This window comes from Streptomyces griseocarneus, from assembly GCF_014655595.1.
Classification (GTDB): Bacteria; Actinomycetota; Actinomycetes; order Streptomycetales; family Streptomycetaceae; genus Streptomyces; species Streptomyces griseocarneus.
Genome location: NZ_BNBL01000002.1, coordinates 273,388 through 288,787 on the forward strand (window position 1 = coordinate 273,388; position 15,400 = coordinate 288,787).

5 protein-coding genes are annotated in these 15,400 nt (G+C 69.4%); 4 read left to right on the top strand and 1 reads right to left on the bottom strand.

Going from position 1 to position 15,400, the window contains the following annotated elements; all coding sequences use genetic code 11:
- Positions 1 to 12 precede the first annotated feature (12 nt).
- The 4 genes from IE295_RS07145 (at position 13) to IE295_RS07160 (ending at position 13,692) form a co-directional block, all read left to right on the top strand.
- A complete protein-coding gene (locus tag IE295_RS07145; protein ID WP_190062653.1) occupies positions 13 to 1,692 on the top strand; it encodes a sensor histidine kinase in 1,680 nt (559 codons plus the stop codon).
- Between the two features lie 165 nt (positions 1,693 to 1,857).
- The gene (locus IE295_RS07150) at positions 1,858 to 6,186 is read left to right on the top strand and encodes a LamG-like jellyroll fold domain-containing protein (protein WP_190062654.1); all 4,329 of its coding nucleotides are present in this window, start codon (positions 1,858 to 1,860) and stop codon (positions 6,184 to 6,186) included.
- Positions 6,187 to 6,283: 97 nt separating this feature from the next.
- Positions 6,284 to 13,234: a polymorphic toxin-type HINT domain-containing protein gene (locus IE295_RS07155; RefSeq protein WP_224323154.1), complete on the top strand. Its 6,951-nt coding sequence runs from the start codon at positions 6,284 to 6,286 to the stop codon at positions 13,232 to 13,234.
- A 20-nt stretch (positions 13,235 to 13,254) separates the two neighbouring features.
- Positions 13,255 to 13,692 carry a DUF4259 domain-containing protein gene (locus tag IE295_RS07160; RefSeq protein ID WP_190062655.1) on the top strand — a complete coding sequence of 146 codons (438 nt, stop codon included), beginning with the start codon at positions 13,255 to 13,257 and terminating at the stop codon, positions 13,690 to 13,692.
- Between the two features lie 496 nt (positions 13,693 to 14,188).
- Here the strand turns inward: IE295_RS07160 and IE295_RS07165 are convergent, their stop codons facing one another.
- Positions 14,189 to 15,301 (bottom strand): helix-turn-helix domain-containing protein, encoded by a 1,113-nt coding sequence (locus tag IE295_RS07165; protein ID WP_263453574.1) that lies wholly within the window; start codon positions 15,299 to 15,301, stop codon positions 14,189 to 14,191.
- Positions 15,302 to 15,400 lie beyond the last annotated feature (99 nt).

Genomic DNA, 15,400 nt, shown 5'->3' on the forward strand with positions numbered 1-15,400 from the left:
AGGAGAGCAACTGTGGAGAACACCGGAGACGGAGCGGTGCGGTTACCGCACCTTCGGCTCGACGAGCTGCTGGAGGAGCTCCAGTCCCGGCTGGACGCCGCGCGCGGCACCCGCGACCGGGTGCACAGCCTGCTGGAGGCCGTGCTGTCGGTGGGGCGCGAGCTGGACCTGGAGCACGTGCTGCGCCGCATCGTCGAGGCGGCCGTGGTGCTGGTGGACGCCGAGTACGGCGCGCTGGGGGTGATCGGCCCCGACGGACGGACGCTCTCGCAGTTCCTGACCGTCGGGCTGAGCGAGGACCGCATCGCGGCCATCGGCCCCCACCCCAGCGGCCACGGCATCCTCGGCGAGCTCATCCGTCACCCCGAGCCGCTGCGGCTGCCCAGGATCTGCGAGCACGCCGCCTCGTACGGCTTCCCGGCGGGCCACCCGCCGATGCACAGCTTCGTGGGCGTGCCCATCCGGGTGCGCGACCAGGTGTTCGGCAACCTGTACCTGACCGAGAAGCACGGCGGCGCGCAGTTCGAGGCCGAGGACGAGGACGTGCTGTCCACGCTCGCCGTCGCCGCCGGCGTCGCCATCGACAACGCCCGGCTGTACGAGGAGGCCACGCGCCGCGAGCAGTGGCTGCGGGCGGGCGCCGCCGTGACGAACCGCCTGATGTCCGGCAGCCCGCCGGGCGAGGTCATCGGCCTGATCGCCGAGCTCGCCCAGGAGATCACCGGCGCCGCCCTGGCCACGGTGGCCCTGCCGGTGCCCCAGGGCGACGCGCTGTCCGTCGAGGTGGCCGTCGGCGACCGGGCCGGGGAGATCCGCGGCCGGGTCCTGCCGGCGGACGGCTCGCTCTCCGGAGCCGCCTACACCGCCGGCGGCCCGGTGCACGGCAGTGCCACCGAGTCCCTGCCGGGGCCGGCGGTGGCCGTACCGGTGAAGTCGGGAGAGGCGGTACGGGCCGTGCTGCTGCTGGCCCGCAGCAAGGGACAGGCGGAGTTCTCCCGGGAGGAGACCGAGCACCTGGCCGGCTTCGCCGGACAGGCCGCCCTGGCCATGGAACTGGCCGAACGCCGCGCGGACGCCCAGCAGATCGCCCTCCTGGAGGACCGCGACCGCATCGCCCGCGACCTGCACGACCTGGCGATCCAGCGGCTGTTCGCCACCGGCATGACCCTCCAGAGCGCCGACCGCTTCATCGACCACCCCGAGGCCGTCGAGCGCGTCCACCGCGCGGTCGACGACCTCGACGAGACCATAAAGATCATCAGGTCGACGATCTTCGGACTCCGGTCCCGGGAGACCGCACCCCAGTACGGCCTGCGCACCCGCGTCGTCCAGACCGTCGGCGAGGCCGGCACCCTCCTCGGCTTCGCCCCGAGCCTGCGCATGGAGGGCCTCCTGGACACCCAGGTGCCGCGCGCGGCCGTCGACGACGCGGTGGCCGTCCTCGGCGAGGCCCTGGCCAACGTCGCCCGCCACGCCGGAGCCACCACCACGGACGTCTCCGTCGTCAACGACGGCCACGACCTCACCCTGACCGTCACCGACGACGGCACCGGCATCCCCCGCACCGGCCACCCCCGCCGCAGCGGCCTCCGCAACCTCGCCGAGCGCGCCTCCCACCACGGCGGCGAACTCGACCTGACCACACCGAAGGACGGCGGGACACGGCTGGTGTGGCGGATACCGGTGCGGTGATGGCGCGTTGTCGACGTTTGTGAGATAAGGCACAACTGTCGAATGGCCCCCTTAGGGGGAATCTCCCCGGTTTCTGCCCAATTTTCCGGCATGGACCAGACACATCATGTGCCCCTACCGTCACACCTCGCGACCATGCGTCAGGCTCTGGGGAGGGCTGGGGGGATGTTTCGTCATGCGCGCGTGCGTGCGTTGGGCGGTGCCGCTGTGTGGGGGCTCGGGCTGGCACTGCTGACCGGGGTGCTGCCGGACCATGCGGTGGCGAGGGCGGCGGGCTCCGCCCCACCGGACAGGGCCTCGTCCGCCGCGCCCGATCCGGCCGGTGACGCGTCAGCCCCGTCGGAGACCGATGCGCTGGCCCTGGCCAAGCGCTCGGGCCGGAACGTGGAGGTGGCGTCCCGGCGCACCGAGACCTCGGACGTGGTGGCCCGCCCCGACGGAAAACTGGAGGCCAGGGAGTACCTGCGCCCGGTCCGGGCGCGAGTGGGCGGCGAATGGAAGCCGGTCGACGCCACGCTGGCGAAGGCCGCCGACGGCGGCGTCTCGCCACGTGCGGCCACCGTGGGGGTGAGGTTCTCCGGCGGAGGCGACGGGCCTCTGGTCCGGCTGGACAAGGGCGGGCGCAAGCTCGCCCTGGGCTGGCCGTCCAAGCTCCCGGTCCCTCGCCTGGACGGCGACACCGCCACCTACCCGGACGTCCTCCCGGACGTCGACCTGCGGCTGGCCGCGCAGGCGGACGGCTTCACCCAGCTCCTGGTCGTGAAGTCGGCGAAAGCGGCGGCCGACCCCGAACTGGCCCGGCTGCGCCTGCGGCTCGACGGCGAGGGCCTGACCGTGCGGCAGACCGCACAGGGCGGACTGACGGCCGTCGACCAGGGCGCCGGCGGCGCCGTCTTCGAGGCGCCGGCACCGATGATGTGGGACTCCAGCCCGGGCCCGGTCCCGGCGGACAAGACGAAGGCGGTCCGGTCGGCGGCGCGCGGGCTCGCCAAAGCCGCCGGGAGCGGCGCGGACGAGCCGGGACCCGGAGAGTCCGGCAAGCAGGCCCGGGTCGGCGTGAACGTCGCCGACAGCGGCCGTGAGCTGGTGCTGACACCGGACAAGGCCGTACTGAGCGGTCCCGGCACGGTGTACCCGGTGTTCATCGACCCGCAGTGGTACACACCGCAGGCCTCCGCCTGGACCATGGCCACCAGCTACTTCGCGAACGAGCCGCAGTGGAAGTTCAACGGCAAGAGCGACGCCGGCATGGGCTACTGCGACTGGATGCACTGCCAGCCGGAGGACACCAAGCGCCTGTTCTACGAGATCGGCACCTCGAGGTTCGCGGGCAAGACCATCCTCTCGGCGGAGTTCGTGGTCCGCGAGACGTGGTCGGCCTCGTGCGAGAAGAAGGGGGTGCAGCTCTGGCGGACGAAGGGCATCGACGCGTCCACCACGTGGAACTCCCAGAAGGCGTCCGGCTTCTGGATCAAGAAGCTGGGTGAGGAGTCCTTCGCCCACGGCTTCGAGGGCTGCGCCTCCGCCGACGCCGAATTCGATGTGCTGGACCCGGTGAAGGAGGCGGCGGCCAAGGGCTGGTCCTCGATGACGTTCGGTCTGCGCGCCTCGGACGAGTCCGACACCTACGCCTGGAAGCGCTTCTCCGACCGCGCCTATCTGCGCGTGCAGTACAACCAGACGCCGCCGCAGATCACCATGGCGCAGCTGTCGATGGAGTACGGCGGCCAGTGCCGGATCCCCGAGAAGGCGGTGCACGTACGCAGCCTGGGGAAGGTCTACGCCAACAACGTCACCGACCCCGACGGCGACGACGTCGCGGTGGAGTTCCAGGCCGAGTGGGACGCGGGCGACGGCAAGGGCAACGTCGCGCGGTGGAAGCCGGGGCTGACCCCGTTCAAGAAGTCGGGCTCGGACTTCGCGGTCTCCCTGCCGGCCGACGTCAGGGTGGGTACGCCCGTGAACTGGTACGTGCGGTCCTACGACCGGCACGGATACTCCCCCTGGTCCTACGCCGGGTCACCCAGCGGCTGCTACTTCGTCGTCGACCCCAAGGTCCTTCCCGCTCCCAAGGTCGTGTCGGGGGACTACCCGGAATCGAAGCCCGGCTCCTCCGCCGACGCGGACGACCCGTGGTTCGACGGAGTCGGCCGCTACGGCACCTTCACCGTCGGCCCGGCCCAGAAGGGCATCACCAAGTACCTCTACGGTGTCAATGGCGATGCCTCGGAGAAGAACGCGCTGACCACGACGGACGGAGCGGCCAGGACCATCAGGGCCCTGCCCGGCGAGGCGGGACTGAACTTCCTGACCGTCCAGGCCATGGACGCCGCGGGCAACGTCAGCGAGCCGTACACCTACCGCTACAAGGTGCGGGCCGGCCAGCCCGAGCGCGCCGTGTGGTCGATGGACGACGGCCCGGACGCCAAGGAGGCACAGGGCGCGGCTCCCCAGCGGACGGCGCGGCTGCACGGAGGAGCGGTCACCGGGGCGGGGGGAGTGACGGGCGCGGCGCTGACCCTCGACGGCAAGGACGCCTACGCCGAGAGCGACACCCCGGTGGTGGACACCTCGGGCAGCTTCACGGTGTCCGCCTGGGCGAAGCTCTCGGCCATGCCCTCCGAGCCGGCCGCTGTGGCCGCCCAAGCGGGCAACCGCTCGCCGGGTTTCGGTCTGTACTACTCCAAGGACTACGACCGGTGGGCGTTCAGTCAGTTCGCCTCGGACACCGATGGCGCACTGCCGGTACGGGTGATGCAGAAGAAGCCCGGCGGGGTGAAGGCAGGGGAGTGGACGCACCTCGTGGGCGTCTACGACAGCGGCGCCGGCGAGCTGCGGCTGTTCGTCAACGGCCAGCAGGAGGCGGCCGTGCCGTACACGACGCCCTGGGACGCCCGTCGCGGATTGCTGATCGGCGCGTCGTCGGCGAACGGCAAGCCGACCGCGTTCTTCCCCGGGCAGATCGACGAAGTGGAGATCTTCAACAAGCCGGCGTCCCCGAGCGAGATCTCGCGGCTGTATGCCAAGGAGCACGTCCGGGGCCCGGGCCGTCCGGCGCGTGCGATCTTCCCGCTGGACGAGCAGGCCGGTGCGCAGGAGGTGACCGGACGCGCGGACGTCATGCCGGCCGCCTTCCACGCAGGCGCCAGGCCGGGCTCGCCCGGCGTCGATGGCAAGGCCCTCTCCCTGGACGGCGTACGCGACTACGCGACGGTGGACGCTCCGCACTTCAACACCATGGGCGCCTTCGCGATCTCCGCATGGGTGCGGCTGCCGAAGGACAAGCCCGCGCACACCGCGGTGGTGATGACGCAGTCGGGCGTGAACGCGAGCGGCGTCGAACTCTACTACTCGCCCACCTACGACAGATGGGTGCTCAACCAGCACTCCGCCGACACCGCCGACGCCTCGCAGAACAAGGTCGTCCAGAGCGCCGGGGCGCCGCCCCGGGGCGGTGAGTGGACGTACCTCGCCGGAGTCCACGACATCGTGGCGAAAACCCTCACTCTGTACGTCAACGGCGTCGACGCCGGTTCCGCCCCGGTGCCCGCGCCCTGGTACGCGGACCGCCAACTGCAGATCGGCGCGGGGTCCTACGCGGGCAAGCCGGGCAACTTCTTCGCCGGAGAGATCGACGACGTACGCCTCTACGACCGCCCGGTGTCGGCCGACGAGATCAGGCAACTGTTCCAACAGCGTCCCCAGGTCAAGGGACGATGGAAGCTGGACACGGCCTCGGGCACGCCGGCCGTGTCACCGGACGACCTCACGGACGCCAAGGCGCCCCGCCACGACCTGACCCTGTCGGGCGGAGCCGCGATCGGCGCCGGCCACGTCGACAACGGCGGCCTGCGGCTCGACGGATCCGACGACGCGGCCGCCACCCACGGGATGCCCGTCGACACCAGCGGCAGCTTCACCATGACCGCCTGGGCGCAGCGGGTGGCGGACAGGCCGGGGCGCGCCATGACCGTCATGAGTGCGGACGGCGCGTTCCGCGACGCCTTCACCCTGCGCTACGTTCCCGGTGCCAAGGCCCCGGACGGCACCGACGCCGAGGGGCCGGGGCGCTGGCAGGTGACCCTGCCCGACAAGGACGCGGACAAGGGCGTGACCCTCACGACGGTGGAGAGCCGGGCCTTCCAGGACGCGGGTGCCTGGAACCATCTGGCCCTGGTCTACGACGGATTCGCCCATGAAATCCGGTTGTACGTGAACGGCGCCCTGGAGGAGTTCTCCTGCCGTGCGGACACCGGCACGACGATCGTGGAGAACGCCTGCGCGGACCGTTCCTCCCGGACCGGCAACGCGATGTCGTCCGGTGCCGGCAAGTCCCTTCAGCTCGGGCGGTCCGTGGCCGGCGGGACGGCATCGGAGCACTGGTCGGGACAGCTCGACGACGTATGGGCCTTCCAGGGAGCCCTGACCAAGCAGCAGGTAGAGCGGCTCGCCGCCGGTCTTCCCGGCCTCCCCACCCAGGTACCGAGCGACTGAACCGGCCGGAGTACAGCCGGACGAAGGATTCCGCCGCACGCTGCCGCGCACAGGTCGCGCCGTGCCGACTCTGCAATTCAGCGAGGGATGACGAGGAATGAAGCGCAAGACCCATGCCCCCAGGGCGCGGTGGCGCAGAGGCCTGGCAGTGGGCGTGCCCACGGTCCTGATGGCGTCGCTGCTGCAAGGCGTGGCGCTCCCGGCAGTGGCCAAGGGTGGTCATGCCCTGCCCGGAGCCCCCGCTCCGGGGAAGCCCGTGGCCGGCGAGGTGGCCACGGGCAAGCCGCGCAAGACCGACCCCGCCCCCAGAGTGCCGTCGGAGAAACCGAAGGCCGCGTGGCCCAAGGGCGGGAAGACCGTGGTCGACCTGTCGAAGCCGCCCAAGGCCGCGGGGCGGGCCGTGAAGGCCGGCAGCCTGCCGGTCAGCTTTCTGCCCGCCGCCCGGGACAAGAACACGAAGGGGGTGACGGCCGCCCCGCCCGCCGGCAAGACCGAAGTACGCATCGCGGACCGCAAGGCCAGTGAGCGGGCGGGAGTGCGCGGCCCGCTGATCGTCATCGCGGCGCAGACGACCAAGACGGCCCTGAAGACCCAGGGGAGCACGCCCACCGGCATCCGGCTCGACTACTCCGGCTTCGCCCAGGCGTACGGGGGTGGCTACGCGTCCCGGCTGCGCCTGATGGAACTCCCCGAGTGCGCTCTCACCACCCCGGACAAGGCCGGCTGCCGGACCGCCAAGCCGGTCGTCGCCGTCAACGACACGGAGAAGCAGACCCTCACGGCCGAACGAGTGAGCCTGCGCGCGGGTGCGAGAACGGTCCTCGCCGCCGCCCCTGCGGCCGGGGGCGAGAAGGGCGACTACAAGGCCACACCCCTCTCACCGTCGGCGACGTGGAGGACCGACCTCAACAGTGGTTCCTTCACCTGGTCGTACAACATCCCGGTGCCCGAGGTGCCCGGCGGCCTCAAGCCCGAGGTCGGGCTGGGGTATTCCTCGTCCTCGGTCGACGGCCGCACCGGCAACACCAACAACCAGCCCTCGTGGGTGGGCGACGGCTTCGAGCTGTGGCCGGGCTTCATCGAGCGCCGCTACAAATCGTGTTCCGAGGACGGCGAGGAGCACGGCGACGGCAACAAGCCCGGCGACCTGTGCTGGGCCTACGACAACGCCACGATCTCGTTCAACGGAAAGGCAGGCGAACTCGTCCCGGCCGGCGGCGACCAGTGGAAGCTGAAGAACGACGACGGCACCAAGATCGCCCGGCTGACCGGCAGCGAACACGACAACGGTGACAACGACAACGAGTACTGGCGCGTGACCACGCCGGAAGGCACCCGCTACTACTTCGGCTACCACAAACTCAACGGCTGGGCGAAGGGCAAGGACACCACCGACTCCACCTGGACCGCCCCCGTCTACGGCAACAACGCCGGCGAACCCTGCCACAAGGACGGCTTCAAGGACTCCTGGTGCCAGCAGGCCTGGCGGTGGAACCTCGACTACGCCGTGGACCGGCACGGCAACGCCGTCGGCTACTACTACGGCAAGGAGACCAACTCCTACGGCCGCGACCTCGAGTCCAAGGACGACACGCCCTACGTGCGGGGCGGCTACCTCAAGCGCATCGAATACGGCCTCCAGTCGTCCGACCTGTACGCCAAGCCCTTGGCCAAGCTCGACTTCGGCAACGCCGAACGGTGCCTTCCGCAGGACAAGGACAAGGTCACCTGCGCCGAGGACACGATCGACGACAAGAAGCAGTACTGGTACGACACGCCCTGGGACATGAACTGCAAGGCCGGGACGGAGTGCGACAAGGGACGACTGTCGCCCTCTTTCTGGACCCGCAAGCGCCTGACGGACATCACTACCAGCGTCCTGAGGACCGATGGCGGCTACGCTCCCGTCGACTCCTGGAAGTTCGGCCACCGCTGGGGCATGGCCGACACCGACTATCAGCTGCTGCTCGAATCCATCCAGCACACCGGCCACAGCGCCAGCCCCGCCATCACCCTTCCGAAGACCACACTCGTCTACACCCAGCGCCCCAACCGCCTCGACAAGACCGGCGACGGCAAGGCGCCCTTCATCAAGGAGCGCCTGTCCACCGTCACCGACGAGACGGGCGGCCAGACCGACGTCACCTACTCCCAGCCCGTATGCGACTGGGCGAAACAGCCGACGCCCGAGAGCAACACGACACGTTGTTTCCCCCAGTTCACCGGCGGAAGCAGCAGTGACGACCCGACCCGGCAGTGGTTCAACAAGTACGTCGTGGATGCCGTGACGGCGACCGACCGCACGGGCGGTGCCCCCGACCAGGTCACCCGCTACGACTACCTGGACGACGCCGCCTGGCACTACGACGACGACAACGGGCTGACCAAGGAGAAGTTCAAGACCTGGTCGCAGTGGCGCGGCTACGGCCACGTGCGCGTCCGCACCGGCGGGCAGGGCGCGGACGGCGTGAAGTCCCAGCAGGACACGTATTTCCTGCGTGGCATGGACGGGGACAGGAAGGGCCCCGACGGCGGCAAGAAGGAGGTGAGCGTCTCCTTGGGCAAGGACGAGGGAGCCGCGATCACCGATCACTCGTCCGCGGCGGGATTCGCGTACAGGACCGAGAGCTACTCCGGCCCCGGCGGAAAGCTGCTGGCCAAGACGGTCAGCCGGCCCTGGCACCACGAGACCGCCAAGAGTGAACGTTCCTGGGGGACCATCACCGCGAACTTCACCGGCACCGAGTCGGCACAGAGCTTCACTTCCCTCGACGACGGGGCTGGCAAGAAGTGGCGTCAGACGTCCGCGGCCACGAAATACGACACCGTCGCCGGGCGGCCCACGGAAGCCGACGACTTCGGGGACCTGTCCACGCCGGCCGACGACCAGTGCACCCGGACCACGTACGCCGACAACACCGAGGCCAACATCCTCGCCCTGCGTTCGCGCGTGGTGACGACGGCGGTGTCCTGTGCCACCTCCTCCGTCGATCGCACCAAGCAGGTCATATCCGATGTCCGCACCGCCTACGACGGCGGCGGCTACGGAGATCGGCCCACCAAGGGCGAGGCCACCGGCGTGGCCACGCTCACGAAGGACGACAACAACCGGGCGACCTACCTCGAGTCCGGCAAGACGTACGACGCCTATGCCCGGGAGCTGACCAGCACCGACCTCACCGCCGAGGTCGTCTTCGACGGCTCGGGCCGCCTGGTGTCCACCACCAAACGCTCCGACGGCCGCACCACGAAGACCGCCTATGCGCCGAGCACGGGATTCGCCACGACCGTCACCACCACGGCGCCCCCCGCCAAGGCCGGTGACGCGTCGACCGCCTGGACCAGCACCACCTTGCTCGACCCGCTGCGCGGACAGGTCCTCAGGAGGACGGACGCCAACAACCGGCGCACCGACATCGCCTACGACGCCCTCGGCCGCTCCGTCAAGGTCTGGCTGCCCGACAAGCCGCAGTCCTCCTTCGGCCCGCCCAGCCTGGAGTTCTCCTACTCCATCACGGACGGCAAGCCCGTCGCGGTCGCCACCCGGAAGCTGAACGACGGCTTCGGCCAGCTGACCGCCTACACGCTCTACGACGGCTTCCAGCGCCCCCGCCAGACCCAGGAACCGGGCCCCGACGGCGGAAAGCTGATCACCGACACCTTCTACGACGAGCGCGGCCTCGTCGCGAAGACCTTCGCCCCGTACTACGCCCTGGGCGCACCGGGCACCGGGCTGTTCAGCCCGGACAACGCCCTGAAGGTGGAATCCCAGACCTGGAACACCTACGACGGGCTCGGCCGCGTCGCGGAGACCAAGCAGATCGCCGGAAACAGCGACGCCGGCAAGGTACTGGCCAGCACCCGCACGCTCTACGGCGGCGACCGCACGACGGTGATCCCGCCCGCGGGATCCACCGCGACGACCACGGTCGTCGACGCCCGGGGCAGGACCACCGAGCTCCACCAGCTGCACGAGCGCAGCCCGGGCGCGGACTCCGACGTCGCCCGCTACGCGTACAACCCGCAGGGCAAGCTGTCCCGGTACACGGACCCGGCGGGCAACTCCTGGTCGTACACCTACGACCAGCTCGGACACCAGGTCTCCGCGGACGACCCGGACAAGGGCACCAGCACCAGCACCTACGACGACCGCGGCCAGCTCACCAGCGTCACCGATGCCCGCAAGACCAAGAACACGCTCTACTACGCCTACGACAACGTCGGCCGCAAGACCGAGCTCCGCGAGGGATCCGTCAGCGGAACGAAGCTCGCCGAGTGGTCCTACGACACGGTCGCGGGCGGCAAGGGACAGCTGGCCTCGGCAACGCGCTACGTGGACGGCAATGCCTACGTCAGCCGTGTGGACGAGTACGACGCGCTCTACCGGGCCACGCGCTCGGCCGCCGTCATCCCTGCGAACGAAGGGCCCCTGGCAGGCACCTACCGGTTCGGAACCAACTACAACCCGTCAGGCAGCGTCAAGAGCACCTTCCTGCCGAAGGCGGGTTCGCTCGCCGGTGACGGCGTCCTCTACACCTACGACGATCTCCTGCGTCCCACGGAGATCAGAGGGTCCGGCGGCCTCAAGGCGAGCATCACCAGCTACAGCCTCACCGGAAAGCCCCTCCAGGCGAAGCTCACGGGGGGCGGCAAGTTCACGCAGATCACCAACGGCTACGAGTGGGGAACCCAGCGGCTGGCGGGCACCCGGGTCGACCGTGAGAACGCCCCGGCCGTCGACAAGGCCGCGACGTACACGTACGACGAGGCGGGCAACATCCGGGCCGTGTCCGACGCGGCGGCGGGCGGCACGGACACGCAGTGCTTCACCTACGACTACCTGCGCCGCGTCACGGACGAGTGGACGCAGTCCACGCCGACGTGCGCCGCGGCGCCGGCGGCGAACCTGACCGGTGGCCCGGCCCCCTACTGGAACTCGTACACCTACGACAAGACGGGCAACCGCCTCACCGAGACCCGGCACGACTCCGGCGGAGACGGTGCCAAGGACGTCAAGCGGACGTACGCCTACCCGGCTGCCGGCGGTCCCCAGCCGCACGCCCTCTCCGCCGTGAACACCAGCGGCCCTACGGGCACGGCCAAGGACTCCTACACCTACGACCCGGCCGGCAACACCGCCACCCGCGTCCTGGGCGGCGACACCCAGTCGCTGGAGTGGGACGCCGAAGGCCACCTGGCCAAGGCGACCCAGATGAAGGACGGAAAGCCCGCCGGGACCACCTCCTATCTCTACGACGCCGAGGGCGGGCGGCTGATCGGCCGGACCGACACCGAGACGACCCTCTACCTCGGCCCCACCGAGATCACCCTCACCAAGGGCACCACCACCCCGAAGGCCACCCGCTACATCGACCTCGGCAACGGCGTCCAAGCGGTCCAGAGCGACGACGGCAGTGCGTCCTTCGTCATCGCGGACCAGGTCGGTACGGGCCAGCTCGCCATCGATTCCAAGTCGGCGACGGCGACACACCGGCGCACCACACCTTTCGGCGCCCCGCGCGGCGAGCAGCCGAAGAACTGGCCCGGAACGAAGGGCTTCGTAGGGGGAACGAACGACGCGACAACGGGCCTGACGCACCTCGGGGCCCGTGAATACGACCCGTCGATCGGCCGGTTCATCAGCGTCGACCCACTCCTGGACCTGGAGGACCCCCAGCAGAACCACGGCTACACCTACGCCAACAACAACCCGGCGACCCTCTCCGACCCGACCGGCATGATCCCCGAGGGCTGCGGAACGCTCGGTAAATGCTACGGGTACTCACCCAGCACCGGGGGATGTCCCTACGGCTGCGGGTCCACGGCCAACGTCCTGTGGGGCGAAGCGGAATACGAGGACTACGACGACTACGACGGTCCCGTCTACAACGACTGGGAGGACGCGGCCAGTCGCGGCAACGAGGTCATCTACGCAGGCGTCGAGGTCCCGGCCCACTGGGAGGAGAAGGAGAAGTTCCAGGAGGCCTTCTACCGGGAAGTGGCCGCCTTCTGCCATGGCGAGTCGATCAACTGCATGAGCGATGTGGTGTACACCGGCGACGAGAGCCACGTGCGATCGGTGCTCAGCCGGCTGAAGTTCTTCGCCTACATCGCCTGTCGGGACGTCGACTGCCCCGAGAGCGTGAGTACGTTCAGGGAGGCCCTGGGCGCTGCGGCGCTCATGCAGCTCGAGAACGGGATGAGTGGTGGCTTCCCCGGCCTGCGGGGCGCCCGGGGCGGAGGAAGCCGGGGAGGGCGCGGAGGAAGCGGGGCGTGCCTCCACAGCTTCACCCCCGGCACCGAAGTCCTGCTCGAGGACGGCAGCAGCAAGCCGATCGAGGACGTCAAGACGGGCGACAAGGTCCTGGCGACCGACCCCGAGACGGGGGAGACGACCTCACGCGAAGTCGTCGCCACCTTCGACACCGCGCACGACAAGGACTTCACCGACCTGACGGTCCAGACGGACCGCGGCGCGGCGAGCATCATCGCCACCGACACCCATCCGTTCTGGGAGGCCGTCGAAAAGAAGTGGGTCGACGCGGGCGACCTCCGCCCGGGCGCCCACCTGCGGAGTGCGAAGGGCGAGACCCTCCAGGTCACGTCGGCCCGTCACTTCGTCAAGCAGCAGCGCACCCACGACCTGACCGTCCGTGGTGTTCACACGTACCATGTGCTGGCGGGTAAGTCGCCGGTCTTGGTCCACAACTCAAACTGTGGGCCGGGTACAAAGTTTGATGTACCGAGTGAGCCGGGCATCTACACTATTCACCTAAATGACGGAACGAAATACGTAGGAAGCTCGACATCAAGCATCAGGGAGCGAGTGAATAAGTCGATGCGCTCCAAGCATGCGGTTCGCAAGGCCGGGTACACGTCTGATGATGTGGCGAACGTCACGTACTTCACTCTGCCTGCCGGGACAAGCAAGACGGCGATCCGTCGTATGGAGCAAACGATGATGGAGGGCGTTAAGGAGAGGGGTGGGCGTCTCCTTAATCGAAGAGATCCGGAAATCGAAGTTCCATTCGGCAGGTACCTGCCGTAAATCTCTATCTGGAGTTTGTGATGGGAACCTGGGGTTCGGGTCCGTTCGACAGTGACACGGCTGAAGACTTCCTTGATGAGCTGGAAGAACAGTCCGCTCCGCAGCGGCTGGCGGTCGTGGAGCGAACTTTCCGTTTTGCGATTGAGGGGGGTGGGAGTTCGTCCTCATCCGTGCTACCAGAAGAGGTAATGGCTGCCGCGGCTTTGGTTGCGGCCAACATCCCTGCTGGCCGTTCTCTGACTTGGAACGAGGAATGTCCGGGCATTGTGGAATGGCTGGCGAAGCCGGTCACTCCTGCCCTAGCGTCATCCGCCATTCAAGCCCTGGAAGCGGCGTTGCCTGTAGACGGCTGGTTCTGGCGAAGCTGGGTGGATGCAGAGGAGAAGTTCGAGGCTCAGGCCGCGATTGACCGCTTGCGGTCTGTGCTGCGTCCTGCCAGCGAAGGTGAATCTCGGTAGGTGGCCTTCACTTAATATCGAGGCCAGAGGCGGAAGCGTGCGAAGAGCCCCATCGAATTTCCAAATTTGATGGGGCTCTTCAGTCTTTGACGGCAACGTCGATGTGGTCGTGGCCGAGCAGTTCCTTTTCCGGCTCGGGCCCCGAGCCTGCCGGGGCCCGGTAGGCGTTGGGCACGACGCGTCGCTAGTGGGCGATCACTCCGGGGTGGGTATCCGCCGGACATCCACTGGTTGATGCGCCCGCCCGGCGTATCGTGCCGCTGAAGGTAGTGAGCAGATGACTACGGAGCTGGCTGACAGCGTCCGCAAGTGCCGGCGCGGGCTGGGATGAGCCAGGAAGAACTGGCCCATGCCGCAGGTGTGTCACCGGGCGCGGTGCACAAAATGGGGCAGGGTGGCACGGCCCACACGGAGGCCGACCTCCGGGGCGTTTGGCGGTAAACGGGGATTGCAGCGTCGGAGGGCGACCGCTGGGAGGTCGTGGCTCGGCCCGGCCTTACGCCTTGATCTCCTCCATCAGCATCTGCAGCGTGCTGCAGTGCTTCTCGGAGGGGAGGGCCGCAAGCGTGGCGCGGGCGTGGGCGCGGCCGGCGGTTTTGTCGCCGGAGCGGGTGAGCATGAGGGCGGTGTGCATCTCCAGGTGGGCGGCGAAGCGGGGGAGGCTCGCGGGGAGTTCGCGGCGGGCGGCCTCCTGGGCCCGTACGGCGCGGTCCTCGTCGCCGAGGCGGGCGGAGAGCAGGGACAGGAAGCCGTTCAGCCGCCAGTGGGTCACCGCGTAGTCGCTGACCTGGGTGCTGGGGCCCGAGGCGTCGAAGACCCGGCGGGCGCGGTCGGCGAGGTCGAGCGCGGTGGCCTTGTCGCCCTGCAGGGCGAGGGCGTAGGCCTTGCCCAGGGTGGCGTTGAGGAGGCCCGCGGACGGCTTGTCGCTGATGGCCATGGCCTGGTCGGCCAGGACGTTGGCGTAGCCGAGGCCCTTGCCGCCGTAGCCGAGGGTCAGGGCGGCCCGGCCGCGCGTCCAGACGCGGGTGCGGACGTCGCCCGAGCGGTCCGCCGCCTCGGCGGCCATGCGGAACCACGCGACGGCCTTGGTCTGGTCGGGCCAGGTGAACGTGGTGGCGTACAGCGTCATCAGACGGGCCGCCACGGACCACATGCGGTCGTCGTCGAGCTGCTGCTGCACGACCATGAGGTCGCGCGCCGCGCGGCGCTGGATGTCGGCCGCCCCCTGGGACATGTAGTCGGCGCCGTAGGCGGTCAGCTTCTCCTCCCACTCCTGGGGGGAGGGGCCGCCCCGCAGCCGGGCGGTGAAGCCCACGGTGAGGAGGTCCGCCGCCAGCTGGGGTGCTACGGAGGCCGCGGCGATGCCGCTCGGCAGGCCGTGGCCGGCGGGGTTCTGACGGGCGGTCTCCCCGTCCAGGACCGCCGGCGGGACGTCGAGCACCGTCGACAGGCACCGGACGTAGAACGGTCCGGGCCGGACCTTGCCGCGTTCCCAGCCGCTCACGTACTCCCGGGTCAGGGTGGTGCCGAAGGCGTCATTGATCTCCGACGCCAGCCGGCCCTGACTCCATCCACGCGCCTTCCGCAGCTCCCTGACGACCTCACCCATTGCCACACAGGCCATCTTCCCCCGGAAATCACCCCTCGAATGCCACTACGAATGCCACTACCGGGCGGATGTCCGCCCGGAGACAGTGGGAGCGACGGG